This window comes from Pseudomonas cistanchae, assembly GCF_054483635.1.
The window spans coordinates 341,966-367,738 of record NZ_JBTLWN010000001.1; the positions used below are offsets into that span (position 1 = coordinate 341,966).

22 protein-coding genes are annotated in these 25,773 nt (G+C 60.6%); 9 read left to right on the forward strand and 13 right to left on the reverse strand.

All coding sequences use genetic code 11. The features are described 5' to 3' along the window. Window positions 1–6: 6 nt before the first annotated feature. The 12 genes from tssG to ACX0MV_RS01615 all read right to left on the reverse strand — a co-directional run bounded on the left by tssG (window position 7) and on the right by ACX0MV_RS01615 (window position 12,659). Window positions 7–1,014 (reverse strand): type VI secretion system baseplate subunit TssG, encoded by a 1,008-nt coding sequence (tssG, locus tag ACX0MV_RS01560; RefSeq protein WP_458980735.1) that lies wholly within the window; start codon window positions 1,012–1,014, stop codon window positions 7–9. Beyond that, the gene (gene tssF / locus ACX0MV_RS01565) at window positions 978–2,768 is read right to left on the reverse strand and encodes a type VI secretion system baseplate subunit TssF (protein WP_458980736.1); all 1,791 of its coding nucleotides are present in this window, start codon (window positions 2,766–2,768) and stop codon (window positions 978–980) included. The genes tssG and tssF overlap by 37 nt, the downstream gene beginning before the upstream one ends. Window positions 2,769–2,782: 14 nt before the next feature. Continuing rightward, the gene (locus ACX0MV_RS01570) at window positions 2,783–3,811 is read right to left on the reverse strand and encodes a hypothetical protein (protein WP_458980737.1); all 1,029 of its coding nucleotides are present in this window, start codon (window positions 3,809–3,811) and stop codon (window positions 2,783–2,785) included. Beyond that, window positions 3,808–4,719 carry a hypothetical protein gene (locus ACX0MV_RS01575; RefSeq protein ID WP_458980738.1) on the reverse strand — a complete coding sequence of 304 codons (912 nt, stop codon included), beginning with the start codon at window positions 4,717–4,719 and terminating at the stop codon, window positions 3,808–3,810. Before ACX0MV_RS01575 ends, ACX0MV_RS01570 begins: the two co-directional genes overlap by 4 nt. Then, complete coding sequence (locus ACX0MV_RS01580) at window positions 4,712–5,230, reverse strand: PAAR domain-containing protein (RefSeq protein WP_458980739.1); 519 nt, start codon at window positions 5,228–5,230, stop codon at window positions 4,712–4,714. Before ACX0MV_RS01580 ends, ACX0MV_RS01575 begins: the two co-directional genes overlap by 8 nt. Before the next feature lie 9 nt (window positions 5,231–5,239). Further along, window positions 5,240–5,647, reverse strand: a complete 408-nt coding sequence (gene tssE / locus ACX0MV_RS01585) for a type VI secretion system baseplate subunit TssE (RefSeq protein WP_458980740.1) — start codon at window positions 5,645–5,647, stop codon at window positions 5,240–5,242. A gap of 8 nt (window positions 5,648–5,655) precedes the next feature. Further along, on the reverse strand, window positions 5,656–7,131 hold the full coding sequence (tssC, locus tag ACX0MV_RS01590; protein WP_458980741.1) for a type VI secretion system contractile sheath large subunit: 1,476 nt from the start codon (window positions 7,129–7,131) through the stop codon (window positions 5,656–5,658). 24 nt (window positions 7,132–7,155) lie between these two features. Further along, complete coding sequence (gene tssB, locus ACX0MV_RS01595) at window positions 7,156–7,662, reverse strand: type VI secretion system contractile sheath small subunit (protein WP_458980742.1); 507 nt, start codon at window positions 7,660–7,662, stop codon at window positions 7,156–7,158. A 33-nt stretch (window positions 7,663–7,695) separates the two neighbouring features. After that, window positions 7,696–9,258 carry a type VI secretion system protein TssA gene (tssA, locus tag ACX0MV_RS01600; RefSeq protein WP_458980743.1) on the reverse strand — a complete coding sequence of 521 codons (1,563 nt, stop codon included), beginning with the start codon at window positions 9,256–9,258 and terminating at the stop codon, window positions 7,696–7,698. A 470-nt stretch (window positions 9,259–9,728) separates the two neighbouring features. Continuing rightward, on the reverse strand, window positions 9,729–10,628 hold the full coding sequence (locus ACX0MV_RS01605) for a D-hexose-6-phosphate mutarotase (RefSeq protein ID WP_458980744.1): 900 nt from the start codon (window positions 10,626–10,628) through the stop codon (window positions 9,729–9,731). Between the two features lie 116 nt (window positions 10,629–10,744). Continuing rightward, window positions 10,745–12,121 carry a TRAP transporter large permease gene (locus ACX0MV_RS01610; protein ID WP_458980745.1) on the reverse strand — a complete coding sequence of 459 codons (1,377 nt, stop codon included), beginning with the start codon at window positions 12,119–12,121 and terminating at the stop codon, window positions 10,745–10,747. Beyond that, on the reverse strand, window positions 12,114–12,659 hold the full coding sequence (locus ACX0MV_RS01615) for a TRAP transporter small permease subunit (protein WP_458980746.1): 546 nt from the start codon (window positions 12,657–12,659) through the stop codon (window positions 12,114–12,116). The genes ACX0MV_RS01610 and ACX0MV_RS01615 overlap by 8 nt, the downstream gene beginning before the upstream one ends. A 212-nt stretch (window positions 12,660–12,871) precedes the next feature. Here ACX0MV_RS01615 and ACX0MV_RS01620 point away from each other — a divergent pair, with 212 nt between their 5' ends. Then, a complete protein-coding gene (locus ACX0MV_RS01620; RefSeq protein WP_458980747.1) occupies window positions 12,872–13,972 on the forward strand; it encodes a TRAP transporter substrate-binding protein in 1,101 nt (366 codons plus the stop codon). Between the two features lie 56 nt (window positions 13,973–14,028). Here the strand turns inward: ACX0MV_RS01620 and ACX0MV_RS01625 are convergent, their stop codons facing one another. Further along, on the reverse strand, window positions 14,029–14,430 hold the full coding sequence (locus ACX0MV_RS01625; RefSeq protein ID WP_458980748.1) for an acyl-CoA thioesterase: 402 nt from the start codon (window positions 14,428–14,430) through the stop codon (window positions 14,029–14,031). 238 nt (window positions 14,431–14,668) lie between these two features. Here ACX0MV_RS01625 and ACX0MV_RS01630 point away from each other — a divergent pair, with 238 nt between their 5' ends. From ACX0MV_RS01630 to ACX0MV_RS01665, 8 genes are all read left to right on the forward strand, one after another. Next, on the forward strand, window positions 14,669–15,637 hold the full coding sequence (locus ACX0MV_RS01630) for a PstS family phosphate ABC transporter substrate-binding protein (RefSeq protein ID WP_458980749.1): 969 nt from the start codon (window positions 14,669–14,671) through the stop codon (window positions 15,635–15,637). A 177-nt stretch (window positions 15,638–15,814) separates the two neighbouring features. Continuing rightward, the gene (locus tag ACX0MV_RS01635; protein WP_458980750.1) at window positions 15,815–18,100 is read left to right on the forward strand and encodes an ABC transporter permease subunit; all 2,286 of its coding nucleotides are present in this window, start codon (window positions 15,815–15,817) and stop codon (window positions 18,098–18,100) included. Window positions 18,101–18,116: 16 nt separating this feature from the next. Beyond that, window positions 18,117–19,793, forward strand: coding sequence for a phosphate ABC transporter permease PstA (gene pstA, locus ACX0MV_RS01640; RefSeq protein ID WP_458980751.1), 1,677 nt, complete (start codon window positions 18,117–18,119; stop codon window positions 19,791–19,793). A 67-nt stretch (window positions 19,794–19,860) separates the two neighbouring features. Beyond that, window positions 19,861–20,694: a phosphate ABC transporter ATP-binding protein PstB gene (gene pstB / locus ACX0MV_RS01645; RefSeq protein WP_458980752.1), complete on the forward strand. Its 834-nt coding sequence runs from the start codon at window positions 19,861–19,863 to the stop codon at window positions 20,692–20,694. Between the two features lie 156 nt (window positions 20,695–20,850). Continuing rightward, entirely contained in the window at window positions 20,851–21,588 is a 738-nt protein-coding gene (phoU, locus tag ACX0MV_RS01650) for a phosphate signaling complex protein PhoU (RefSeq protein WP_458980753.1), read from the forward strand. A gap of 125 nt (window positions 21,589–21,713) precedes the next feature. Then, window positions 21,714–22,619 (forward strand): response regulator, encoded by a 906-nt coding sequence (locus tag ACX0MV_RS01655; protein ID WP_458980754.1) that lies wholly within the window; start codon window positions 21,714–21,716, stop codon window positions 22,617–22,619. Between the two features lie 112 nt (window positions 22,620–22,731). Beyond that, complete coding sequence (locus ACX0MV_RS01660) at window positions 22,732–23,628, forward strand: peptidoglycan DD-metalloendopeptidase family protein (RefSeq protein ID WP_458980755.1); 897 nt, start codon at window positions 22,732–22,734, stop codon at window positions 23,626–23,628. 437 nt (window positions 23,629–24,065) lie between these two features. Then, window positions 24,066–25,460 carry a methyl-accepting chemotaxis protein gene (locus ACX0MV_RS01665; protein ID WP_458981737.1) on the forward strand — a complete coding sequence of 465 codons (1,395 nt, stop codon included), beginning with the start codon at window positions 24,066–24,068 and terminating at the stop codon, window positions 25,458–25,460. Window positions 25,461–25,773: the final 313 nt, after the last annotated feature.

A 25,773-nucleotide genomic window follows, 5' to 3' on the forward strand; every position in this document is an offset into this window, starting at 1 on the left:
CAGTCCTTAATGAGTTTTGCTGCCGAGGGTGACCACGCCGTCGGCGTTGTCACGCCCCAGCCAGGTGGTCCAGCCCAGCAGGCATGGATTGTCGGCGCCGAGGCGCAGCTCGCGAATTTCGTCCTGGCGCAGTTCCAGGCGGATGTCGTAGTCCAGCGGGTCGCGCAGGGTGAAACGCACCAGCGCACAGAGCGGCTGGTAGCCACTGCCGATTGGCAGGAATTCATGGAAGCGATCCCAGTTCAGCTGCCGCACATGGATGCGGAACTTGCCGCCGCGGTCGCGCACGAACTCGCCGAGCACCAGGCTCTCGCCCAATTGGCTATTGGCCAGGCCCAGGCGGTTGCGTTGCTCGCCGAGGATTTCCACCTGACGTTCCAGGCATTGCTCGATAAACAGCTCGGCGTGCTTGAAGTAGTAGCGCAGCACCGACTCGATCAGCGCTGCCGAATGGGCGCGCAAACTGAGCAGGCCGAGGTACGGCAGCAGGCGTTTCCAGTTCAGTTCCTGGGCCTGGCGAATGGTTGCACCGCCCAGGCCGATCAGGGCGAACAACTGCTCGGAGAACGGGTCGGCTGCGCCGCTCTGGAAGCGCGCGTGGTAGCGGTACTTCTGCCAGGTCGGCAGCAACAGGCGTTGCAGGCGGTTGTTGAACAGGTCGAGAAAATCCCGGGTCGGGTTGCCGTCTTCGCTATCGCCCAACGCCTGCTCACCATAGAACGCCGGCAACGGTGAGCCGGCGCCGAACAGGCTGACCAGGTTGATGCGCAGGCGCGCGCGCATCTCGCCGTGCTCCTCGAAGAACTGCACGCGATCAATATCGCTGCCAGGAAAACCCATGCTTGGGTTGGCCTGCAGTTCCAGACGTTGATACAGCGTCTCCTCATCCAGTTCGGGATGGGCGTTCTGCAAGCGTTCCAACACCAGCTGCACACCCTGGAACAGGCTGTACTCGCGGATGCCCCGGCTCAGCCGGGTTAGAGCAGGGGCTGTTGCCCCATGCGCGGCGTCCATTGGTACACCTCTCCCTGTGTGCTCTGTACGCGCAGCTCGTGGTACGAGTTCAAGCTGGCATACAGGGCAAAAAATTCATTGAGTACCGAGGCGAAGAGGAACAGGTCGCCCTCGCCTACATAGCCCTCGGGGTTCATCGTCAACTGGGTACGCACCCCGCGCACGGGCAGGCCGCGATGCAGGCGGTCGACGTGCTGGTGGCTGATGCTTTTCAGGCCATCGAGCAGACGTTTGCTGACCTTCTCCGCGTGCTGGTCGTAGTAACGCGGCAGGTCGTAGGTTTCGAGGATCACCTTGAGCGCGTCGACGTTGGCCAGCGACAGGTAGTTCAGCGACATGTTGCTGATCAGCTTCCACAGAAAGTCGCGGTGCAGCGGCGGCGCATAGCTCGGCGTCACCGCGCTGATATTGCGGAAGGTAAGGAACTCGGGGGTGTCCTCGCTGGGCATGCAGATGTCGCCAAGGCCGAGCTGGCGCGGCAGGTTCTGGTTGGTGCAGGTCAGTTCGATGGACAGCGTCTCGTGCTGATCAAGGTTGCGCAGGCCGAAACTCAGGTAGGTCTCCAGGCCATCGCCGAGCAGCGAGGGTTGTTGGCGTACGCTGTAATGCGGTCGCGCCAGCGGCACGTCGAAGCTGGGGTCGTGCTCGAAGGATTCGAACGGTACGTACTCTTCGTAGCCCTTGCCGCCTGGCTTCCAGCCGGTGACCCGGTCCACCGAGAATACCCCGCAATGCTGCGAATCGAACTCGGCTGGCAGCAGCAGGTACTGGTCCTGCTTGCCGTCCAGGCGGATCGGGATCGCATCGTGTTCGAACAGATTGACCACCGGCGTGCAGTACAGGCGCACGTTGTCCAGCGTCGGGCGGATGCGCTGCACGCCGGCCTTCTGAATATCGAAGCGCAACTCGATGCCGCGAGCCTGTTTGAGCAGGTCCTGCGGCAGGCGCTTGAGTGCGTCCAGACCGGTAATGTCGACGAACAGGAATTTGTCCTGGAAGGCGAAGTATTCCTGCAGGTAGCGGTAGCCGCGGAAGGTATTCAGCGGGTAAGGAATTAACGCCTCGTCTTCGGCAAAACCCACCGGCTGAACGCTGCTTGCAGGCAGCTGCAATGTGGCGATGGGTTGGCCGTGGGTGTCGAGCAGCGGCTTGCCGGCCGCATCAAGCAATACCAGTTGAATGCCGCCGAGGTGGCGCAGCAGGCTCAGGTACATCAGCTGACTGATATAACGTTCGCCAGCCAAGTGCAGGCGCAGCTGCTTGAGGTCGAGGTCACCAAGATGACCATCGGCGCTCATTGCCAGGCGCAGGCTGAGCAGTGCGCCATCGCCTTTGACCGAGTAGTCCAGCGCATTCAATGCCAGCGGCATCACTTCGGTGGCGAACGCGGTGCGGAAGCGGCAGGTGACGCCCTGAATCGGTTTGGATTCCACCGGCGTATTGCGCGGCACCGGCAAGGCCGGGCCCGGTCGCTTGAGCGGGTCGAACTGCAACATGCTGAACGCTGGCAGCGGACGCATATAGTTCGGCCACAGCAGGTGCATCAGCGAATGGGTCAGCTCCGGCAGCTCGTCATCGAGCTTCTGCCGCAAGCGCCCAGTGAGAAAGGCGAAACCTTCCAGCAGCCGCTCGACATCCGGGTCGCGCCCGCTCTGCCCAAGAAACGGCGCCAACGCCGGGCTGCGCTCGGCAAAGCGCTTGCCGAGCTGGCGCAGGGCGGTGAGTTCGCTCTGGTAGTAGTGGTTAAAAGACATCTATCAATCCCTGATCAGTCGGTGCCAGTGGCTTGTCCAGCCAAACACTCTGCCCATTCATGGCTGGCCTTGTGGTCTCTTAGGTAAGCCGCCCTGATTTCAATTGGGGCGTAATCCCAAAAAGGGCTCCAGATAAACTCCCACCAATATTGGAGACTGCCTTGCTTAGCCATTGCAGCCTCAATAGGCTCCATCATTGGAAAGGCAAACCAAGGCGGTGGTGGCGCGTTGAAGAACGTATCCAATTCTTCAAGCAACGTCCTCGAGTTGGTGATCAATTCGATGATTAAACCGTTGAACTCTTGGCGTACAGAAAGTTGTAGGGTGCTGCCATCACCGCTTGAGTAGTTTGCCTCGATACCCTGCTTTATCGTTGCCTGAGCGAACATCTTTCTAACTAGTTCACAAAAGTCTTCAAACTCGCTGTCGGTAATCATCAAGGTTGCGTGGTAAGCAAATAGGCCTTGCTGGCCGAGGAAAATCTTTCGGGGATAGGAAGAGAAATTTTCTACGCCTTTGACTGAGTCCTTATGGCCCAATCTATTGGAGAACAACTTGGCATCCCTTGTCAGATGCACGATGGATTTTGGTGTTTCCGGCATAGGTTCATGCTCGGAATTAATTGTTCTGAAGAACATCTCGTAGATAACGAACGACACCGCTGCAAACACATAGCCACCTACAAATATGTAGGGTAAGAACGCGATCCATGACAAGGTCATAGCAATGCCAGACATATCGCCCATCACAACGTGAGCTAATCCATAGATCACCCATGGCACACCGTAGAATGGAATAAAAATAATGGGTGCCCACCAAATAAGACGCGCGATAGCCGTCTCTGATTTTTTTTTGATATACCTAGTTGCCCATATTGCAAAGGCTGGATAAGCGATGATGCCGAATGAAAGTCCATAAGTTAGGAGAATGTCATCAAGGCCTTGTGGGCCACGGAGCATAAACTCCAGTAATGGTAGCGACACAAGCAGGGCGGCAGGCGTCCAAATGGCAATCTGGAAAAACCTGTAAACAGTTAGGCTCATTGATTTGCTCTCGACTTATCAGGCATAGGCTCTTGCCATGGCCACATCCATCGCTCGGTACTAGGGTCGAGAGTTAGAAAAAATTCGTTCCACATAGTGATTGGATGGAATTCGAGCTTTTCTTTGTTTTGTTGTCTGCGCTTCAGTTCGTTTGCAATAAGACCGTTAAAGTTACCATTGTCGTCGAGGCCGACTCGTATGGCAGAAGCTATCATCGGATACTTTTTATCTCCCCATAGGGAGAATAAAGCCGCACCTTTGCGTACATGTATACCCAGAAAAATCGCAGTGCCTGCTGGGTCGACAATAAAAGCTTCACAATTCGGGAAGCCGTCACCACTCACGTAGGTGACAATATCCATATGTTTGGATACGCGATCAATAGTGATAACGAACTTGTAACTAACGTCTAGACTGGGGACAAATGTCACGCCTAGATTTTCCTTCAATTCAGCAGACGGAAAAAATGCATGGTTCTCACCTGCATATCCTCCGTCGATATGCAGTGTCGTAACTGGGCCGTCTTCCTTTCTTAAAACTGGCCAAGCACCGCCCTTGGGCTTTAGAACTCCATCATATCGAGTGTGATTGCCGCTAATTTTTCCGGAATCATTCGATTCGGTTCCTACGTCAAGTGCTTTACCGGAGAGAGCATCCACCTTGAAACGATGCCAGATTCGTGACGTGACCTCTGCCCCAACTTCTCCAGAGACACCACTTGCTCTCAGAGAAAAACCACGGGCATCACCTTCAAAATTTAAACCGCTCCAGCCAAAAGTCTTGCCTGGATGAAATGAACGAATGTTTAGCTCGTAACGAGCAAGCTTTGCCAGCTTCAGGTTGACGACTTGTCCAGTACGTTGGGTTGACGGTGTGGAGTTGGCACGTTTCAGGGCTGCATCAGGCATGAGCGACACCGTTTGGATGCAGCAATGTAATGATCAGCTCCTGACTCTGTTTGCCGGTATTGATGACAGTGGTTTTGCCTTCACTGTTCGTGATGCCTTCATGTACTTCGCCAGAAGCGGTCACTATGCGGTAGCCATAGTTGGCTATGGGGTTCCCGCTATCGTCCTGAATGACAAAGAACTCGTCGAAGAAGCCTGGAAGACCAAGAGGCTCAATAAATGGAGCAGGCGAGTGAGCGGTCCCAATCAACACCGTCCCTGACCCCGCGATCACCGGATTGCCATGACTACCCACGGTGCCGAGCACGGTCGCGGGCTTGCCGTTGATGAGCACGGTGGGAATCACCGCGCTTGCCAATGCACTGCCGCAGGCGGTTGGATCGCCCATGCGGGCGGCGGGCAGGTTGTCGAACAGCACGTCGGGCGAGCCTGCGGTGATCGGGTTGCTGCCGTGGCCGGGAATCGGGCAGGCGGTGGGGTCGCTGAGACGGGCGGCGGGTTTACCGGACATGGGCTCTCCTTAATTGACCTTGACCTGTCCGCTGCCGTCCAGGCGCGCGGAGAAACTGACTTGGCGTTTGAAACCTTCGACTTCCAGCAGGCCTTCGATGGCGAAGGACAGGCTAAGCGGGTCGTGGTGGCGAGGTAGGGAAATCACTCGCACCGCGCTTAAACGCGGTTCGTACGCTTCGATAAAGCGTTCGATAGCGATACGTGCCTGCTGCAGCGAATCGTGCAGCGACAGGCGCATATCGTTGAGATCGGGCAACCCGTAGTCGGGCAGCGTTTGCACGCTGCCCGCCCGGGTGCTGAGCATTTTGGCCAGGTGGGTCGCCACCGATGCCATCGCGGCGACCTCGCGGCTCCAGCCAGCGCGCTGGTTGGCTTCACCACTGAGGCGTTCGAATAGGCTTCCGTACCCGGCCATAAGGATGCTTACTCCTTGTCCAGCTTGCCGACGAGCGACAGGGTGAAATCGGCGCCCATGTACTTGAAGTGCGGGCGCACGTTGAGGCTGACGCGGTACCAGCCAGGCTCGCCTTCTACATCGCTGACGATGACTTGGGCGGCGCGCAACGGACGACGGCTACGGACTTCGGAGCTCGGGTTTTCCTGGTCGGCGACGAACTGACGGATCCACTTGTTGAGTTCCTGTTCGAGGTCGGTGCGCTCTTTCCACGCGCCGATCTGCTCGCGCTGCAGCACTTTCAGGTAGTGGGCCAGGCGGTTGACGATGAACAGGTACGGCAGCTGGGTGCCGAGCTTGTAGTTCAGTTCAGCCGTTTTGCCTTCTTCGCTGATGCCGAAGAACTTCGGCTTCTGCGCCGAGTTGGCGGAGAAGAACGCGGCGTTGTCGCTGCCTTTGCGCATGGTCAGGGCGATAAAGCCTTCTTCGGCCAGTTCGTATTCACGACGGTCGGAGACCAGCACTTCGGTCGGGATCTTGGTTTCGATCTCGCCCATGCTTTCGAAGTGGTGCAGCGGCAGGTCTTCCACCGCGCCGCCGCTCTGCGGGCCGATGATGTTCGGGCACCAGCGGAACTTGGCGAAGCTGTCGGTCAGCTTGGAGGCAAAGGTGTAGGCGGTGTTGCCCCACAGGTAATGCTCGTGGCTGTTGGCGACGTTCTCTTTGTAGACGAAGGTCTTGACCGGGTTGTCTTCCGGATCGTAGGGATTGCGCAGGAGGAAGCGCGGTACGGTCAGGCCGACATAACGGGCGTCTTCCTGCTCACGGAAGCTCTGCCATTTGGCGAACTGCGGGCCTTCGAAGTGATCCTTCAAATCCTTCAGATCCGGCAACCCGGTGAAGCTTTCCAGGCCGAAGAATTTCGGGCCGGCGGCAGCGATGAAAGGCGCGTGGGACATGGTGGCGACGCTGGCAACGTATTGCAGGGTCTTGATGTCCGGGGCGCTTGGGTCGAAGAAGTAGTTGGCGATCAGGGCGCCGACCGGCTGGCCACCGAACTGGCCGTATTCTGCGGTGTAGATGTGCTTGTACAGGCCGGACTGGGTGATTTCCGGGCTGTCTTCGAAGTCGTCGAGCAGATCCTGCTTGGAGGCGTTGATGATCTCTAGCTTGATGTTCTCGCGGAAGTTGGTGCGATCCACCAGCAACTTGAGGCCGCGCCAGGAGGATTCCAGGGCCTGGAATTCCGGGTTGTGGAGGATTTCGTCCATCTGCCGGCTGAGCTTGGCGTCGATCTCCGCGATCATGCGGTCGACCATGGCCTTTTTCACCGGCTCGTTTTCGTTCTGCGGCTTCAGCAACTCTTCGATGAAAGCCGATACGCCACGCTTGGCGATGTCATAGGCTTCGTCATCCGGAGTCAGTTTGGTCTCGGCAATGATGCGGTCGAGAATGCCGAGCTCGGCGGCGCTGCGACCGCTTTCTACTGCTGCACTAGTGCTCATGAATTAGCTTCCTTGTTAATTGAATCAGGAGTCCAGCTTGCCTTGGGCAGCCAGGCCGAGTTCGCCAAGTACGCGGTCGCGCGAGTCATCGTCGGCGAGTACGCTTTCGATCGCCTTGCGAAACGCCGGGGCGTTGCCAAGCGGGCCTTTCAGAGCAACCAGGGCGTCACGCAGCTCCATCAGTTTCTTCAATTCGGGCACTTGCTCGACCAGGTTGGCCGGGTTGAAGTCCTTCATCGAATTGATGCGCAGTTGTACGGCCAGGTCATCGTCGGTTGGCTCATCCTGCAGGCGGTTGGGTACGCCGAAGGTCAGGTTGAGTTCCTGCTTGGCCAGCACTTCGTCGAAGCTGTTTTTGTCGATGCTGATCGGCTTGCGGTCTTCGATCTTGCGATCGTCGGCGCGCTGGGTGAAGTCACCCAGAACCATCAGTTTCAGTGGCAGTTCGATCTCTTCCTGAGCACCGCCGGTGGCGGGTTTGAAAGTGACATTGATGCGTTCCTTGGGGGCTACCGAGCCTTCTTTGGCCATGGTCATTCTCCGTTACGGTTATGGCCCGAGGGCCTAGTCCAGTACCACTTCAAGATCGAGGTGGCACAACCTGCGGTAGATCTCTTCCTTGCTTTCACGTATTGCGTGGTTCTGCGGCAACAGCTCACAACAGCTGTGCAGCATGCGCAGTACGTCCAGGGCGAGATCGGGTTCCCAGTCGCCGAGGCCGGTGGCCTGTAGCGTCTGGTCGAGCGATTCGAGTTGGGTCTTGGCCAGTTCGTATTTCTTGGCGCTGAAGCACAGGCGCGCCAGGGTCAGCTGCCAGAAGAAGCGTTCGCGGCCGCCGCGGGCCTGGGCCAGGCCCAGTTTGAGGTGCTGCACGGCCGCCTTGAGCCCTTCCTTGCGCAGCCTCGGCAGGGTTTCCTGCAGCGCGACTTCCCAGGCAGGCTGGCTGCCTGCTTCAAGGGTGGCCGGGGCGCTTTCGCTGGCTGGCGCCTGCAGGTGCGGCATGACGTGGGAGCTGAGCCAGGCGCGGGTGTGTGCGTCGGCGAAGCCGCTGCCATCGTGAAAGCGCAACTCTTCGAGACCATTCATCCGTTGCAGGAACAGCGCCAGCTGGATTTCCACCTCGCGCATCGCCTGTTCGGCATCCAGCCCTTGCAGGCATTGCCAGACCAAGTGTTGGCCGTCGAGCCAGAACGGCGCGCGGGCGATGCTCGATTCGAGGTCGACCAGCAGGTCGGCGTACTGGCCCTGCTGGTAACGCTCCTGATAGCTGGCCAGCTTGTCGGCCGGCAGGCCACGCAGGGCGGTGATCTGCTCGGCGTTGCGTTCCGGCAGGCTGTCGATGGGTAGCCAGAGCAGGGTGCGGGCCAGGCGCAGGGCGCGCAGGTCGCTGGCCTTCTGCTTGAGCCAATAGGCACACAAAGGGCGGGCGTGATCCTGCAGGCTGCGCAGGCTTTTATGGGCGTCTTTCTCGTTTTCTACTGCCGCGCCGGGCGACAGCATCTGGCTGGCGACCTGTTTGACCTGGGCCAGGGCTGCGCCGACGCTGCCCGGCTCTGGCTGGCCCTGGCTGGAGCGACTGACCAGCTCATCCAGGCGGCGGCACAGTGGCAGCAACAGCGGTGCGTCTTCGCCCAGATGGGCAGACAGGCAGGCTTCCAATGCGCGCAGTTGCTCGGCCAGGGTGCGGAACAATGCTAGCTGTTCGCCGATCGGCACATGCTCGGCCAGGGCCTGTTCCAGACGCGGGATCAACCAGCTGATGGCTGCCGCGCGGGTGCGTGCTTTGCGCGGGTGCAGTTCGTTCCAGTGATTGAGGCAGAGGTAGTGCAGCAGGCTGAGGCCCGCTTGCAGGCCGGCGAAGGACTCGCGCTGGTAAAGACCCCAGATCAGCCAGGAGGCGACCCGCAGGTCCTTGGAATGGGCGCTGAGCAGCGTTTCGCTGCATTCGCGGACTTTCTGCCAGTCGATACCGCCGGTTTCGTGCAGGGCGGTGGCTTTGCTCAGTTCGGTTTCAAGCACCTCATATTCAGAGGAGTAGCGAACATCGCTGCCGGCAAAATTCCCTTCATTGATAGGAACTTTGGCCAACTCTAAATAGTGAGCAGTGAGTTTGTTTGAGTAGGTCATTCCATGACTCAATTTATGTATGCGTACAACTTCGCAGAAGTCAGCCTGCAGATCAGGCCTGGTACTTAAATCGATCAATGTGCGCAACTTGTTGCACACATCGATGTGCAACAAGTTGCGCAAAGTCCTTATGTGGTGGGCATCCTAGACCCATGAGTCAGGGTGGGCAACCTCGTAAAGTGTGAAATAGGTAACAGAGAAGAACATTAGGCGATTAATAATTGGCACGATAGTTCCCATTGGATATGCGAACTTCTGCACAAGTAACCGCTATTGCTTTGTTCGTAAGTAATAGGAATTCATATATGTAAGCCATGGCTTACTGGCAAATTAGTGGCAGGTCACACAAGTTGAATTATGGCGTCTTCTATGTGTGCGCCATGACCGGTTTTTCGCGGGTGAGATATGCAACGCGAGGCGCGGTTTATGGGCGGTGGCCCATAAACCAGCAATCAACGTGAAGAGATGCTCTAGACGGTCTGGGTGCCGATGCTGATGGCGAGGTCGTACTGTTCACTCGGCGCGAGGGTGACGATGTCGTCCATGACCGTCGCGTGCTCGATACAGAGCATGTCTTGCCAGGCGTCGTCAGCGAACTGCGACAGGCGCTGGGCCTTGTCGATCCAAGGATTCCATACGATGGCCGAATGCGAGCCGCTGCTACGCAGCACGATACGCCGTTGCCAGGCAGGGTCGAGAATGCTTACCTGGGCAGGTACGTCGAGGTAGATGCGGTCGGTTTCGCCGGCGAAGCCCAGGGCGTCTGGCTGCTGGCGCGGTTGCCAGTCTTCCAGAGTGTCGATGTAACGGCAGCCCTGCAGCTCCTCGACCACCACCTGACGAATATCGCTTACAGCGAAGTAGCTGTGCAGCGCCTGGCTGAACACCAGTGGGGTATCGTCGACGTTGCGAGTGCTGAGCGTGAGATGCAGCTGATCGTCCAGGCGTACGCTGAGCGTGAGCTCGGCCGCGTGGGGCCAACTGATGATCGGCCGCTCGCTGCTGTTGTAGGCGAAGCGGAGTTCGACGTATTCGCTCTGGTTGTCGATCCCAAGCAACTGCCAGTCCACACTCCGCACCGAACCATGGAACGGTGCATTGGCCGGCTGTTGATGCATCGATTGCACGGCAAGGGGATTGCGTTGCAGCTCACCAAACCAGGGCCAGCACACCGGAATGCCGCCCCTTACGCTTTGCCCATGTTGATAGGCGGCCTGTTCGCTCAGCCAGATCAGCGGCGGCTGTTCACCGCAGCGGTAACTGAGCACTTGGGCGCCTTGCTCGGTGATCAGCAGTTCTGCGTCACCTCGGCGGATATGCCAGCAGGTCAGGTCATCGCGCTGGATACGGTCAACAGTGGATACGGCCATCTGAATGCTCTCGCCAGAATTGAATAGGCTATTGGAGTGCGGCAGGGCGAACAGTTCCCTGGGCTGAATGCAAAACGCCCGTCAAAGTGACGGGCGTTTTGGCCAGGCGTTGAAGCCTACTTGCCGTACACCTGTTCCGGCAACCACGTGATGATGCCGGGGAACTGGTAGGCGATTACCAGCATAAGCAGCTGAATCAGAATAAACGGCACCACGCCCTTATAGATGGTGCTGGTGGGCACCGACTTGGGCGTGACCCCGCGTAGATAGAACAGCGCAAAGCCAAATGGCGGTGTCAGGAACGAGGTCTGCAGGTTCAGCGCGATCATCACCCCCAGCCATACCGGATCGAGACCCATGGCCAACAGCACGGGACCGACGATAGGCACTACAACGAAGGTGATCTCGATGAAGTCGAGGATAAACCCGAGCAGGAAGATCACCAGCATCACGACGAAGAAGGCGCCGAGCACGCCGCCGGGCAGCTGAGCGAAGACGTCTTCGATCATCGCTTCGCCGCCGAAGCCGCGGAACACCAGGGAAAACAGCGAGGCGCCGATCAGGATCAGGAATACCATCGCGCTGATTTCGGTGGTGCCGTAGGCCACTTCACGCAGTTGGCCGAAGTTCAGCTTGCCTTTGTAGGCGGCCAGCAGCATGGCCCCCAGCGCGCCGAGGGCCGCGGCTTCGGTTGGCGTGGCATAGCCGGCGAGAATGGAACCCAGTACCGCACCGATCAGCAGCAGTGGCGGAACCAGGGCATAGATCAGCTTGCCCCATTCGATTGGGCCGAGTTCTTCTTGCGGCAGCGCTGGCAATTTTTTCGGCTGCAATACCGCGACGGCGATGATGTAGAGGATATACAGGCCGACCAGCATCAACCCCGGAATCAGCGCACCGACGAACAGGTCGCCAACCGATACGGTCTTTGGCGAGAAGATGCCCATCTTCAATTGCGCCTGCTGATAGGCGCTGGACATCACGTCACCGAGAAGCACCAGCACGATCGAAGGCGGGATGATCTGGCCCAGCGTGCCGGTCGCCGCCAGGGTGCCGGTGGAGATCGCCGGATCGTAACCGCGGCGCAGCATGGTCGGCAGCGCCAGCAAGCCCATGGTGACCACAGTGGCGCCGACGATGCCGGTGCTGGCGGCGAGCAGTGCACCGACCACGCACACCGAGATGGCCAGGCCACCGCGCAGGGTGCCGAACAGCCGCGACATCGATTCGAGCAAGTCCTCGGCCACTCGCGACTTTTCCAGCATCACGCCCATAAAGACAAACAGCGGCACCGCGAGCATGGTCTGGTTGTTCATGATGCCGAACAGCCGGTTCGGCAGAGCGCTGAGGTAGCCGCCATCGAAGGTGCCGGTGAGGATGCCAATACCGGCAAACACCAGCGATACGCCGCCCAGGGTAAAGGCGACCGGGTAGCCGGCCATCAGGGCCGCGCAGATGCTGATAAACAGCAGAATCGCCATTAACTCAGCCATGCTTCACCTCCTGCTCGGGCAGGCGGCCGGCCAGTGAGTACGCCGCCTTGATCAGGTCGGAAATGCCTTGCATCACCAGGGTAATCACCAGCACCAGAATGATGCTTTTCTGCAGATAGACGAACTTCAAACCGCCCGACTCGCTTGAACCCTCCAGCGTGCTCCAGGAGTTGGCCACGTAGTCCCAGCTCGCCCAGCCCAGGTACAGGCATACCGGCAGGAGAAACAGCAGGCTGCCTAAGGCGTCAACCAGGGTCTGCCGGCGTGGGCTGAACTTCTGATAGAAGATGTCGACGCGGACGTGACCATTGCGCTGCAGGACCCAGGCGGCGGCGCCCATGAATACCAGCGCGTGGGCATAGAGAACGGCTTCCTGGAGGGCGGTGGCGCCAATGCCGAAGCCGTAGCGCAAGACCACCACGATGGCTGTGCCGAACACCAGAAACAGTGTAAGCCACGCACATAGCTGGCCGAAGCGCGCATTGAATGCGTCAATCAGCCGGGCGATGCCGAGCAGGGGAGGAGCGTGAGCGGTCATGGGCAAGGTCCTTATTATTATGAGCGAGACAGCGGCGGATTCTAGGCGGCGGCTTGAAAGGGTCGCAACCGGCAGTACTACGTAGACTACTTAAGTCTTAGGCACTGCGTAGTCGCTTCGCTTGAGGGATGGCGACGCCTATGTTAATCAGAGCTACCTGAATGCTGGCGATCCCGGCATCACGCTGTAACAACAACAATAAGGAGTCAACTATGAAACGTCGCCAAATCCTGGCTGCCGCGGGTGTCGGTCTGGCCGCAACCGCGCTGGCCGGTTGTAACAAGGAGTCGGCACCCGCTGCCAAGTCCGAAGAAGGCGCGAGCGAGCAGACGTTCAACTGGAAGATGGTCACCTCGTGGCCGAAGAACTTTCCAGGCGTCGGTGTAGGGGCCGAGCGCTTTGCCAAGCTGGTCGATGAGATGAGCAATGGCCGTCTGAAAATCAAGATCTATGCAGCTGGGGAGCTGGTACCGGCACTCGAGGTGTTCGACGCGGTCTCGCGCGGCACGGCTGAAATGGGCCATGGCGCGCCCTACTACTGGAAAGGCAAAGTGCCGGCCGCGCAGTTCTTCTGCGCGCTGCCATTCGGCCCGAATGCCCAGGAAATGAACGCCTGGTTGCACCGTGGCGGTGGCATGCAGCTGTGGGAAGAAGTCTACAAACCCTTCGGCGTACTGCCGATGGCCTGTGGTGCCACAGGCGTGCAGACGGCCGGCTGGTTCAACAAGGAAATCAACGGCGTCGCCGACTTCCAGGGTCTGAAGATGCGGACTCCAGGCCTGGGCGGCGAAGTGCTGACCAAGATGGGCGGCACCGTGGTCAACATGCCTGCTGGCGAGATATTCACCGCGTTGCAAACCGGTGCGATTGACGCCACCGAGTGGATCGGCCCGTACAACGATCAGGCCCTGGGTCTGCATAAAGCTGCCAAGTACTACTACACCCCTGGCTGGCAGGAGCCGAACGTCACCTTCGAACTGGACGTCAACATCAAGGCCTGGGAAACCCTGCCGGCCGACCTGCAGGCGATTGTTCGCGCCGCTGCCCGCGATGTGAACGGCGACATGCTCGACGACTACAACGCGCGCAACATGGAAGCCCTGGAACAACTGAAGGCAGAAGGTGTGGAAGTGCGCCGCCTGCCCGACGACGTACTGGCGAAGCTCAAAGAAGTGGCCGCCGAAGTGGTCGACGCCAGCGCGGCTGCCGATCCGGTGGCGAGCAAGGTATGGGAGCAGCAGAAAGCGTATCTGCAGCGCCTGTACGAATATGCCGAGCTGAACGAGAAGGATATCTACAACATCCGCGGCTGATAACCGCACACAAAAACGCCGGCTCATGGGCCGGCGTTTTGCTGTGTGTCTTTTGCCTAGCGGCGTGCAGGTACCGGCCGCGTGCGACCGCTGCCATCGATGGCGACGAACACGAAGACCGCCTCGGTGACCTTGCGCCATTCGCTGGACAGCGGATCGTCGCTCCACACTTCCACCAGCATCTGGATCGAGCTGCGACCCACTTCCAGTGCCTGGGTATAGAACGAAAGCTGGGCGCCGACCGATACCGGAACCAGGAACGCCATGCGGTCGATTGCCACCGTCGCCACCCGGCCACCGGCCACCTTGCTCGCCATGGCCGTGCCGGCCAGATCCATCTGTGACACCAGCCAGCCGCCATAGATATCGCCGAAACCATTGGTTTCGCGGGGAAGCGCGGTGATCTGCAAAGCCAGATCGCCTTGCGGGATGGGGTCGTCCTGTTCGAAGTCGTTCATTGGCTACAGCTCGCGGTGCGGTTGTTGTTGTAGGCGCGAAGCCCACAGGGCTGCGGGCGCTGCGAGTATAGCGACTGAACGGTCGCCGGGCGACCGTGGCGCGTTGCCACATCGGCAAAAAGGCAAGCGCATCGATCTTGTCGGCGGTCATCTTACTGTCACATTGTTTTCATACATTTCCTGCGCGGCCTGAACACTTGGCCCGTTCTATCCAACACTATTCTGCTAGGAGCAAGGCATGAAACTTAAGCGTTTGATGGCGGCCATGACTTTTGTCGCCGCTGGCGTCGCCACCGCCACTGCGGTTGCCGCTATCGACCCGGCTCTGCCGACCTATGAAAAGACCTCGGGCGTATCGGGCAACCTGTCCAGCGTCGGTTCCGATTCCCTGGCCAACTTGATGACCCTGTGGGCGGAAGAATTCAAGAAGAGCTACCCGAACGTCAACATCCAGATTCAGGCCGCTGGTTCCTCCACCGCGCCACCCGCGATGACTGAAGGCACTGCCAACATGGGCCCGATGAGCCGCGCCATGAAGGACAGCGAAATCCAGGAATTCGAACAGAAGTACGGCTACAAGCCGACTGCCGTTCCTGTCGCGATCGACGCCCTCGCGGTATTCGTGCACAAGGACAACCCGATCAAGAGCCTGTCGATCGAGCAGGTAGACGCTATCTTCTCCAGCACCCGTCTGTGCGGCGGCGCCACTGATATCAAAACCTGGGGCGACGTCGGCCTGACTGGCGAGTGGGCTGCCAAGCCGATTCAGCTGTTCGGTCGCAACTCGGTATCCGGCACCTACGGTTACTTCAAGGAAGAAGCGCTGTGCAAAGGCGACTTCAAGGCGAACGTAAACGAGCAGCCAGGTTCGGCATCGGTCGTACAGTCGATCTCCAGCACCCTGAACGCCATCGGTTATTCGGGCATCGGTTACAAGACTTCCAGCGTGAAGGCAGTACCGTTGTCGAAGAAAGGCGGCGAAGCCTTTGAAGCCAACGAAGAAAATGCCCTGGCTGGCAAGTTCCCGCTGGCTCGCTTCTTCTACGTCTACGTCAACAAGGCGCCGAACAAGCCGCTGAGCCCGCTGGATGCCGAGTTCATCAAGCTGGTGCTGTCCAAGCAGGGTCAGGAAGTCGTGGTCAAAGACGGCTACATCCCGCTGCCGAGCAAAGTGGTTGAAAAAACCATGAAGGAACTGGGTCTGTAAGACCGGTTTCACCGGCAGGGACGCCAAGTACTTCTGAGCCCGCCTCTTGATCGAGAGGCGGGCTTAATTTCGTCATAACGCTGTAACTTTTCTGTCACACAAGCTGATTACAGTACCCAGCCTGTGCCACGAACCAGAATACGGCGCGCTCATGGCCGCGCAGAGATGCTCCTACCTATGAACGACTTGGCTAGTGAATCCATGACCGCCTCCCCCAAATCCCTAGGGCTGGACTTCAACACCCCAGCTCTGCAACGCAAGCGGCGCACGCGCGCATTCAAAGACCGTCTGGCACGCTGGTGCGTGTCCATTGGCGGCATGGCCGTGCTGGGCGCCATCACCCTGATTTTCTTCTATCTGGCGTACATCGTGTTCCCGATGTTCCAGGGCGCTGACCTCGACGCCCGGGAGCCGGTGCAAACGGCCTGGCTGACGGACGCGGGCAAGCCCCTGCTGCTCGCGGTGGAAGAACAGAACCAGGTGGCGATGCGTCTCGACGCGCGTGGCCAGGTGCAGTTCTTCAATGCCGAAAGCATGGAAGCCATCAGCTCCGTAGCGCTGCCATTGCCTGCAGGTGCCCAGGTGGTATCGGTCGGGCAGGACCAGCCTGGCAGCAATCGCGTTGCCCTTGGCCTGTCCAACGGCCAGGTGCTGGTGTTCGAGCATGCCTACAAGGTCAGTTACCCGAACGATGTGAAGACCATCGTTCCGCGCGTCGACTACCCCTTTGGCGAAGCGCCGATCAACCTGGATGAGCAAGGTCGCCCGGTTGACCATGTTGGCGTCAGCCTGAACAGCGGAACCCTGATGCTGACCGCCTCCACCGGCACCGATCTGCATGTGCTGAGCCTGGGCCGCGACGAAAACATGATGACCGGCGAAGTCACCCTCAGCGAAGAGCGTATCGCGTTGCCGCAGATCGCCGAGCCGATCAAGGCCCTGATCATCGATCCGCGTCAGCAGTGGCTGTACGTGATCAACGGGCGCGCCACGGCGGATGTCTTCAGCCTGCGTACCAAAGAATTGAATGGTCGCTACAAACTGCTGAGCGATGGCGCGTTGGAAGTGACCAACGCCACCTCGTTGCTTGGTGGTATCTCGCTAATGATCGGCGACAGCAAAGGCGGCATCGCGCAGTGGTTCATGGTGCGCGACGAGGACGGCAAGCAGTACTTGAAGTCCATTCGCAGCTTCCAGATGGGTGACAGCGCCATCGTCCAGATCCTCCCGGAAGAGCGCCGCAAGGGCTTCATGGCGCTGGATGCCAGCGGCAGCCTGGGGGTTTTCCACAGCACCGCTCACCGTACCCTGCTGATCGAGCCTCTGGCCGAGGGTGCCGCGCTGGCCGGTTTGTCGCCGCGCGCCGACCGTATTCTGGTCGAGGCGCCGGGGCAGCTGCAGAGCATTGCAGTCGACAACCCGCACCCGGAAGTGTCTTGGAGTTCGCTGTGGGGCAAGGTCTGGTACGAGAACTACGACCAGCCCGACTACGTCTGGCAGTCGACCTCTGCCAGCACTGACAACGAACCCAAGCTGAGCCTCGCGCCGCTGGCATTCGGCACCCTCAAGGCAGCGTTCTACGCGATGCTGCTGGCTGCGCCGCTGGCTATCGCGGCCGCGATCTACACCGCCTACTTCATGGCCCCGGCCATGCGCGGCAAGATCAAGCCGGTGATCGAGCTGATGGAAGCGCTGCCGACGGTGATCCTCGGTTTCTTCGCCGGGCTGTTCCTCGCGCCCTATGTCGAGGGGCATCTACCGGGGATATTCAGCCTGCTGATATTTACCCCGATCGGGATTCTGCTCGCTGGCTTCGCCTGGAGCCGTCTGCCAGAGTCGATCCGCCTGATGGTGCCGGATGGCTGGGAAGCGGCGCTGCTGATCCCGGTGATCCTGCTGGTCGGCTTCATCTCCCTGAGCATGAGCGGGCACCTGGAAGTCTGGCTGTTTGACGGCAACATGCGTGCCTGGCTGAGCAACGACCTGGGCATCCCGTTCGACCAGCGCAACGCCCTGGTGGTTGGCCTGGCCATGGGCTTCGCGGTGATCCCGAACATCTACTCGATCGCCGAAGACGCTGTGTTCAGCGTGCCGAAAAGCCTCACTTTCGGCTCGCTCGCCCTGGGTGCGACGCCCTGGCAGACCCTGACTCGCGTCGTCATCCTCACCGCCAGCCCCGGCATCTTCTCGGCGGTGATGATCGGCATGGGCCGGGCAGTCGGCGAAACCATGATCGTGCTGATGGCCACCGGCAACACCGCGATCATGGACATGAACATCTTCGAAGGCCTGCGCACCCTGGCCGCCAACGTGGCGGTGGAAATGCCGGAGTCGGCGGTGGGCGGTACCCACTATCGGGTGCTGTTCCTGTCGGCCCTGGTGCTGCTGTCCTTCACCTTTGTCATGAACACGCTCGCGGAACTGGTGCGCCAGCGTCTGCGCGTCAAGTACGCGTCGCTCTAAGGACTGTGGAAGGTATATGTCCGTGAAGAAGAATTCCGTAAAAGCCTGGTTCAAAAGCGGGTCGCCGTGGATCTGGATGAATGCCGGCGCCGTGTCGATCGCCGTGATCATGACCCTCGGCCTGCTGGCCGTAATCGCCACCCGTGGCCTCGGTCACTTCTGGCCAGCCGACATCATTGAAGTCGATTACCAGGTGCCCGGTCAGGACGCTCGGGTGATCGCGGGTGAAATCACCCAGATCGAAGAAATTCCCCGCGCTCGTCTCGCGGCTTCCGGCTTGCCGGTGGCTGCCGAGGGCAGCGAGTTCATGACCCGTGAACTGATCAAGGTGGGCAACCGCGACCTGTATGGCGCGGACTTCACCTGGGTGGTCGGCGAGTGGCTGAGCAACCCGCGCACGCCGGAGACGCTCAGCGCGTTCGAGCGCCGCGAGTGGGGCAACCTCTATGGCTACCTGATCAACGTCAAGGAAAACGGCAAGCTGATCGCCGAAGGCGATGCCGCTTGGGATGCCCTGCAAGAGCGCCTGGCTCGGGTCGATGACTTGCATGCCCAGGTCGTACGCCTGGAGAAAAAAGACATCGGGCGGATCAACGCCGGCCTTGAGCGCATCCGTCTGCAAACCCGCAAGCTGGAGCTGGAAGGCAAGCTGGACGCGGAGGCGCAAGCCGACCTGCAAGCCGACCGCGCGCAGTGGGACGCCGAATACAAGGTGCTGGAAGCGCAGCTGGTCGAGCTGTACGGCGCCTTTAACCGCGACAGCGCGACGGTCAGAACCGCCGACGGCCGTGAAATCGAGCTGAGCCTCGGCAAGATCGTCCGGGCATTCCAGCCGAACGCCATGTCGACCCTGGGCAAACTGCAGTTCTACGGCGCCAAGCTGTGGGAGTTCGTCAGCGACGAGCCGCGTGAAGCCAACACCGAGGGTGGCATCTTCCCGGCGATTTTCGGCACCGTGATGATGACCCTGATCATGGCCGTGATCGTCACCCCGTTCGGCGTGGTCGCTGCGATCTACCTGCGTGAATACGCCAAGCAGGGCCCCCTGACGCGGATCATCCGCATCGCCGTGAACAACCTAGCCGGCGTTCCGGCGATCGTCTACGGCGTGTTCGGCCTGGGCTTCTTCGTCTATGTGCTGGGCGGTTCGATCGACCGGCTGTTCTTCCCCGAAGCCGCGCCGGCGCCGACCTTCGGGACGCCGGGCCTGCTGTGGGCCTCGCTGACCCTGGCCATTCTCGCCGTGCCGGTGGTGATCGTCGCCACCGAAGAAGGCCTGGCGCGTATCCCGCGGGCGCTGCGCGAAGGTTCGCTGGCCCTGGGCGCGACCAAGATCGAAACGCTCTGGCGCGTGGTGCTGCCAATGGCCAGCCCGGCCATGATGACCGGCCTGATTCTCGCCGTGGCCCGCGCCGCTGGTGAAGTGGCGCCGCTGATGCTGGTGGGCGTGGTCAAGCTGGCACCGAGCCTGCCAGTCGACGGCAACTACCCTTACCTGCACCTTGACCAGAAGATCATGCACCTGGGCTTCCACATCTACGACGTCGGCTTCCAGAGCCCCAACGTAGAAGCCGCGCGCCCGTTGGTGTACGCCACCGCATTGTTGCTGGTGCTGGTCATTGCGATTCTGAACCTCACGGCCGTGTACATGCGTAACCGGTTGCGCGAGAAGTACAAGGCGCTGGATCACTAATCCTGTACGCCGGCTGCCCTCTGGCGGCCGGCGCGATCAACGAATTGTTAGCGTAGGGGAGCATCCCATGCAGCACGAAACCCAGACTCACGGCATCGACATCTCCGCCCTCGGTCGCGACAAGCAGAGCCTCAACCTGGCCTCGGAAACCGTCGCCATCCAGGTGCCCGGCCTGAACCTGTTCTACGGCGACAAGCAGGCGCTGTACGACGTCAAACTGAACATCCCCAAGCAGCGCGTGACGGCCTTCATCGGCCCGTCCGGCTGTGGCAAGTCGACGCTGCTGCGCACCTTCAACCGGATGAACGATCTGGTCGACGGTTGCCGCGTGGAAGGCGAGATCAACCTCGACGGCCGCAACATCTACCGCAAGGGCGAAGACGTTGCCGAGCTGCGTCGGCGCGTCGGCATGGTATTCCAGAAGCCCAACCCGTTCCCAAAGAGCATCTACGAGAATGTGGTCTACGGCCTGCGCATCCAGGGCATCAACCAGAAGCGCGTGCTCGACGAGGCGGTGGAATGGGGCCTGAAAAGCGCGGCGCTGTGGGATGAGGTCAAGGACCGCCTGCACGAGTCCGCGCTCGGCCTGTCCGGTGGTCAGCAGCAGCGTCTGGTGATTGCTCGTACTGTGGCGGTGCAGCCTGAAGTACTGTTGCTCGACGAACCCTGCTCGGCCCTCGACCCGATTTCCACGCTGAAAGTCGAAGAGCTGATCTACGAACTGAAATCCAAGTACACCATCGTGATCGTCACCCACAATATGCAGCAGGCGGCGCGGGTGTCGGATTACACGGCGTTCATGTACATGGGCAAGCTGATCGAGTTCGGCGACACCGACACGCTCTTCACCAACCCAGCCATGAAGCAGACCGAAGACTACATCACCGGCCGCTATGGTTGATGGCCATGAGAGTGCGCCGGACTGCGTAACCTGCCGTACTACCTGTACTGCATGTGTTCCGCCTCCGTGGCCAGCACCTCTGCTTCATCTAACAACCAGTAGGGTGCGCCGTGCGCACCATGGCCACCCAAGCCGAGAGCTTTTGCGGAGCGAACAATGATCAACAAAGACAGCCTCACCCATCACATCTCTCAGCAGTTCAACGCCGAGCTGGAGGAAGTGCGCAGCCACCTCCTGGCGATGGGCGGCCTGGTCGAGAAACAGGTCAACGACGCGGTTATCGCGCTGATCGACGCCGACTCCGGGCTGGCCCAGCAGGTGCGCGAGATCGATGACCAGATCAACCAGATGGAGCGCAACATCGACGAGGAGTGCGTGCGCATTCTCGCCCGGCGTCAGCCGGCGGCGTCCGACCTGCGGCTGATCATCAGCATTTCCAAATCGGTGATCGACCTCGAGCGCATCGGCGACGAAGCGACCAAGATCGCCAAGCGCGCAATTCTGCTGTGCGAGGAAGGCGAGGCGCCGCGTGGTTATGTTGAAGTACGGCACATCGGCGACCAGGTGCGCCGGATGGTGCGCGATGCACTGGATGCGTTTGCCCGCTTCGATGCCGACCTGGCGCTGTCCGTCGCCCAGTACGACAAGACCGTCGACCGCGAATACAAGACCGCGCTGCGCGAGCTGGTCACCTTCATGATGGAAGACCCACGGTCCATTTCCCGCGTGCTCAACATCATCTGGGCGCTGCGTTCGCTGGAGCGCATCGGCGATCACGCGCGCAACATCGCCGAGCTGGTGATCTACCTCGTGCGCGGCACCGATGTGAAGCACATCGGCCTGACCCGCATGCGCGAGGAAGTGGAAGGTACCGGTAAGGACAGCATTGCCTGAGTCGCTGCCGGTCGCGCGGGCGACCGGTCCGATAAGTTGCGCCCGGCGGACATAAGGCAGCATTTCGGTTGGCCTTTGGCCAGCAGGCGAGACTATGCTTAAGGCCATTGAAACGGGAGTGGCCGATGAGCAAAGTCAGTGTGCTGGTAGTGGACGACGCAACCTTTATCCGTGACCTGGTGAAAAAGGGCTTGCGCGATCACTTCCCTGGCATCCAGATCGAGGAGGCCATCAACGGGCGCAAGGCGCAGCAGTTGCTTGGCCGCCAGACCATCGACCTGATTCTCTGTGACTGGGAAATGCCCGAGCTGTCCGGGCTCGAGCTGCTGAGCTGGTGCCGCGAGCAGGACGCGCTGAAAACCACGCCGTTCATCATGGTGACCAGCCGCGGCGACAAGGAGAACGTGGTACAGGCAATTCAGGCCGGCGTGTCCGACTTTATCGGCAAACCGTTTTCCAACGAGCAGCTGGTGACCAAGGTCAAGAAAGCCCTGCACCGCGCCGGCAAGCTGCAGGCCCTGATGTCCAGCGCCCCTCCGAAAATGCTCAATAGCGGCGGCTTCGCCAACGACTCGCTGTCGGCCCTGACCGGTGGCAAGGCGGAGGTCGCCAAGCCGAGCACGCCCGCTGCTGCCACCGCCGCCGCTGCGTTTGCGACCAAGCCGGCAGCGCCCAAAGCCGCTGCCGCGCCAAGCGGTCGCGGCCAGGGTCAATTGCGACTACCCAGCGGCAGCATGTCCTGCGTGATCAAGGCGATCAGCCTCAAGGAAGCCTTGCTGGTGGTGAAACGCGGCGAGCAGTTGCCTCAGGTGCTGGAAAGCGCGGTGCTTGATCTCGAGCAGGGCGAGGCGGCAGAAACCGCGCGACTGAATGGCTACCTGCATGCCGTAGCGGCGTTCGAGCCGAAGCCGGACAGCGAGTGGCTGCAATTGACGTTCAGGTTCGTCGACCGCGACCCGCAGAAACTCGACTACATCTCGCGCCTGATCGCTCGCGGCACCGCGCAAAAGCATTTCAGTCCGGGCGCCTGATCTGACCAGCGGCGCGAGCGAAGTCACACCTCGAGCGTGCGCGTCTCGCAGGTTGCCGACGACGCTGCTAGTCTTACCAACCCGGATCCAATAATCACTAATCCGAGTCGATATGCTAGGGCGTCTGCTGGTTCTCTGCGGTTTGCTCGCCATCACCCCTGGGGCGATGGCGCTCACCATCTACAAGTACACCGATGCCAATGGTGTGGTGACCTACACCGACCAGGCGGCACCGGGTGCACAGGTGTTCGTGTTTCGCGACCGCATGGTCGAGCGCCTGGACAATCAGGTGAAGCTTGAAACCAAGAAGCACGAAGCCGGCGAGACCCTGATGGTGCGCAATGATCTTTACGCTCCGGTGCAGATCGAGTTACGCCTGGACAAGGTCGTTAACGCCATCGGCGCGCCAGACAAACCCATTACCTGGGTTTTGCCGCCACGCAGCACCATCCGCCTGGCCACGCTCGCCCCGCGCGATGCAGGCAAGCCGCTCAGCTACACCCCCAGGCTGCGTTATGCCCTCGGCGATCCGCGCCTGGTGCCGACCCAGAACAAGTACCCCTTGCCCTGGCGTGGTGGTCCGTTCCGCCTGACCCAGGGCGCCAACGGCCAGTACAGCCACTTCACCCCCAAGGGCCGCTACGCCATGGACATTGCCATGCCGGAGGGCACGCCGATAGTCGCAGCCCGCAGCGGCGTGGTGGTGAAGACCGAGAACGGCCAGAGTGGCCGCGGCAACAACCCGTCCGGCAACTACGTGCGGATTCTCCACGACGACGGCACCATGGGCGTTTACCTGCACCTGATGAAGGGCTCGGTTACGGTCAGCGAAGGCCAGCGCGTCGACAGTGGCAACCTGATCGCCCGCTCCGGCAATACCGGCAACAGCACCGGCCCGCATCTGCACTTCGTGGTGCAGCGCAATGTCGGCCTGGCGCTTGAATCGATTCCGTTCGATTTCTCCCGCCCGGTCAACAGCCTGCCGAACTTCGCGGTGGGCGGCGAGTAGGCGAGCCTCTTAAAGCTTTACTTGCCATGGCCGACTTACTGGTTAGTCGTAGCAGTAAGACCAAGGTGCGATGGCCCTGGCTGCGCGGTGGTGGTGAAATCGCCTGGCACAGCCAAAGCAGCGGCGCTGCAGACAGGCAATAGTCCTGCGAGGGCGGCGTGCGGCGCCCATTAGATTCGGTGCGTTACACGTCAGGAGGCACCATCGCCATTTCAGCCAAAAGCGTCCATGCGGACCCAAGAATAAGAACCCTGAGGTCAGTCATGCGAGCTGCATTCGTGCGTTACCCGGTTGCCTGCCTGCTGCATGCCGCAGGGCTGGCCGCCTTGATGGTGGTTTACCAGCAGACCGAAATGCCGCTCTACCTGAGCGTCGCGTCCTTTCTGATCCTGGCGCTGTGGCCCTGGCTCGGGCCCTGGCAGCGGCGGGACGAGGATATGCCGAGCCAGGTGGATGCGCCCCACCGGTTCAACGAACTGAGCCAGAGCCTATCCGAACACACCTGCCATAACGCGCTCTCCGCCGCCCAAGTGGCCCACGCGGTCAAACAGTTGGCGGACAAGCTGCAGTCGCAGCTGGGCGCCATCGAGCAGATCAGCCAGAGCGCCGAGGCCATCACCCATACCGAGCAGGACAGCGCCCAGCGCGCACAACAGACCCTAAGCGCCGCGCAAACCGTGCGCCACAGCAGCGAGGAAGGCCAGCAGGCACTGCAGCAGGCCATCAGCCGCATGCAGCACCTGAGCGCGCAGACCGCTGCCAGCCGCGAGCTGATCGACGGGCTCGGCGCGCGCACCGAGCAGATCGAGCAGGTCACCCAGGTCATCCAGTCAATTGCCAGCCAGACCAATCTGCTCGCGCTCAATGCGGCGATCGAGGCGGCGCGCGCCGGGGAAATGGGCCGTGGCTTTGCCGTGGTCGCCGACGAAGTGCGCAACCTCGCCGGACGTACCGCCAGCGCCACTGGCGAAGTTGGCCAGATGGTCAGTGACATCCGCCAGCAGAGCATGGCGGTGGTCGCCCATATCCAGCAGCAGGCCAGCGAACTGGACCAGGCTGCGACCCAGGTCGAGCAGGCGGGCGAGTATCTTCAGAGCATTGCCCGCCTGGCCGTGGACGTCGACACCCAGGTGGAGCAGATCAGCGCCGGCACGGCGAGCAACCATGAGCGTTTGACCGGGCTGTCCCACGCGGTGGAACAACTGCGCGGCGATGTGCACGTCAGCGAAGGCCAGACCCGTCAGCTCGAACATGCTGCCGAACAACTGGTCGGGCAGGCGGAAACGGTCAGCGAGCAGCTCGCCGAAGTGGGTCTGGATGACTACCACCAGCGCGTCTACGACCTTGCCCGCGAGGGCGCTGCGGCCATCGCCGCGCAGTTCGAGGCGGATATCCAGGCCGGCCGGGTGAACGCAAGTGACCTGTTCGACCGCAACTACCAGCCCATCCCCAACAGCTTTCCGGCCAAGTACCGGACCCGTTTCGACAGCTACGCGGATCAGGTCCTGCCAGGCTTGCAGGAGCCGTTGCTGGCGCGCCACGAAGGGTTGGTCTTCGCGATCGCCAGCACCCCGGAAGGTTACGTGCCGACCCACAACAACGCCTTCAACCATCCCGCTACCGGCGACCGCGCCGTGGACACCCTGAAGAGCCGCGGCAAGCGCCTGTTCAACGACCGCACCGGAATCCGCTGCGGCAGCCATCAGAAACCCCTGCTGCTACAGACCTACATGCGCGACACCGGCGAACTGATGCACGACCTGTCGGTGCCGATCATGGTTCAGGGTCGCCACTGGGGCGGTCTGCGCCTAGGTTACAAGCCGGAGCCCTGATCCATAGCACCCATGTTTTGCCCTGGTTCGGTTTTTCCAGCCGAGTTCTCAAACGCTGCCGGGAGCGTGGGCGCATAGCCCGGCTTTCGAGTCGTGCCAGCCAATGTTTAGCGTTGCCGTAACCAAGCGTATGGAAACTCATATTTAAAGCATGTATTGCGCCGTGCGAGCCTGCTGGCATGCGCTTGCCTCTGTGGTTGTTTCCGGTCCTCGTATGTTCTCCGCGTTTGCGTGAGCAGCCTTGCCTGGGGGCTGATCGGGCCACTCTGTCGTTGCCGGAAATTCTCGCCTTCTGGGCGCTGTGGCATTGCCG

What these genes read in the sequence shown, in the direction of transcription:
- tssG (WP_458980735.1), bottom strand. Translation starts at nt 1,014, where the DNA reads ATGGACGCCGCGCATGGGGCAACAGCCCCTGCTCTAACCCGGCTGAGC.
- tssF (WP_458980736.1), bottom strand. Translation starts at nt 2,768, where the DNA reads ATGTCTTTTAACCACTACTACCAGAGCGAACTCACCGCCCTGCGCCAG.
- ACX0MV_RS01570 (WP_458980737.1), bottom strand. Translation starts at nt 3,811, where the DNA reads ATGAGCCTAACTGTTTACAGGTTTTTCCAGATTGCCATTTGGACGCCT.
- ACX0MV_RS01575 (WP_458980738.1), bottom strand. Translation starts at nt 4,719, where the DNA reads ATGCCTGATGCAGCCCTGAAACGTGCCAACTCCACACCGTCAACCCAA.
- ACX0MV_RS01580 (WP_458980739.1), bottom strand. Translation starts at nt 5,230, where the DNA reads ATGTCCGGTAAACCCGCCGCCCGTCTCAGCGACCCCACCGCCTGCCCG.
- tssE (WP_458980740.1), bottom strand. Translation starts at nt 5,647, where the DNA reads ATGGCCGGGTACGGAAGCCTATTCGAACGCCTCAGTGGTGAAGCCAAC.
- tssC (WP_458980741.1), bottom strand. Translation starts at nt 7,131, where the DNA reads ATGAGCACTAGTGCAGCAGTAGAAAGCGGTCGCAGCGCCGCCGAGCTC.
- tssB (WP_458980742.1), bottom strand. Translation starts at nt 7,662, where the DNA reads ATGGCCAAAGAAGGCTCGGTAGCCCCCAAGGAACGCATCAATGTCACT.
- tssA (WP_458980743.1), bottom strand. Translation starts at nt 9,258, where the DNA reads ATGACCTACTCAAACAAACTCACTGCTCACTATTTAGAGTTGGCCAAA.
- ACX0MV_RS01605 (WP_458980744.1), bottom strand. Translation starts at nt 10,628, where the DNA reads ATGGCCGTATCCACTGTTGACCGTATCCAGCGCGATGACCTGACCTGC.
- ACX0MV_RS01610 (WP_458980745.1), bottom strand. Translation starts at nt 12,121, where the DNA reads ATGGCTGAGTTAATGGCGATTCTGCTGTTTATCAGCATCTGCGCGGCC.
- ACX0MV_RS01615 (WP_458980746.1), bottom strand. Translation starts at nt 12,659, where the DNA reads ATGACCGCTCACGCTCCTCCCCTGCTCGGCATCGCCCGGCTGATTGAC.
- ACX0MV_RS01620 (WP_458980747.1), top strand. Translation starts at nt 12,872, where the DNA reads ATGAAACGTCGCCAAATCCTGGCTGCCGCGGGTGTCGGTCTGGCCGCA.
- ACX0MV_RS01625 (WP_458980748.1), bottom strand. Translation starts at nt 14,430, where the DNA reads ATGAACGACTTCGAACAGGACGACCCCATCCCGCAAGGCGATCTGGCT.
- ACX0MV_RS01630 (WP_458980749.1), top strand. Translation starts at nt 14,669, where the DNA reads ATGAAACTTAAGCGTTTGATGGCGGCCATGACTTTTGTCGCCGCTGGC.
- ACX0MV_RS01635 (WP_458980750.1), top strand. Translation starts at nt 15,815, where the DNA reads ATGAACGACTTGGCTAGTGAATCCATGACCGCCTCCCCCAAATCCCTA.
- pstA (WP_458980751.1), top strand. Translation starts at nt 18,117, where the DNA reads ATGTCCGTGAAGAAGAATTCCGTAAAAGCCTGGTTCAAAAGCGGGTCG.
- pstB (WP_458980752.1), top strand. Translation starts at nt 19,861, where the DNA reads ATGCAGCACGAAACCCAGACTCACGGCATCGACATCTCCGCCCTCGGT.
- phoU (WP_458980753.1), top strand. Translation starts at nt 20,851, where the DNA reads ATGATCAACAAAGACAGCCTCACCCATCACATCTCTCAGCAGTTCAAC.
- ACX0MV_RS01655 (WP_458980754.1), top strand. Translation starts at nt 21,714, where the DNA reads ATGAGCAAAGTCAGTGTGCTGGTAGTGGACGACGCAACCTTTATCCGT.
- ACX0MV_RS01660 (WP_458980755.1), top strand. Translation starts at nt 22,732, where the DNA reads ATGCTAGGGCGTCTGCTGGTTCTCTGCGGTTTGCTCGCCATCACCCCT.
- ACX0MV_RS01665 (WP_458981737.1), top strand. Translation starts at nt 24,066, where the DNA reads ATGCCGAGCCAGGTGGATGCGCCCCACCGGTTCAACGAACTGAGCCAG.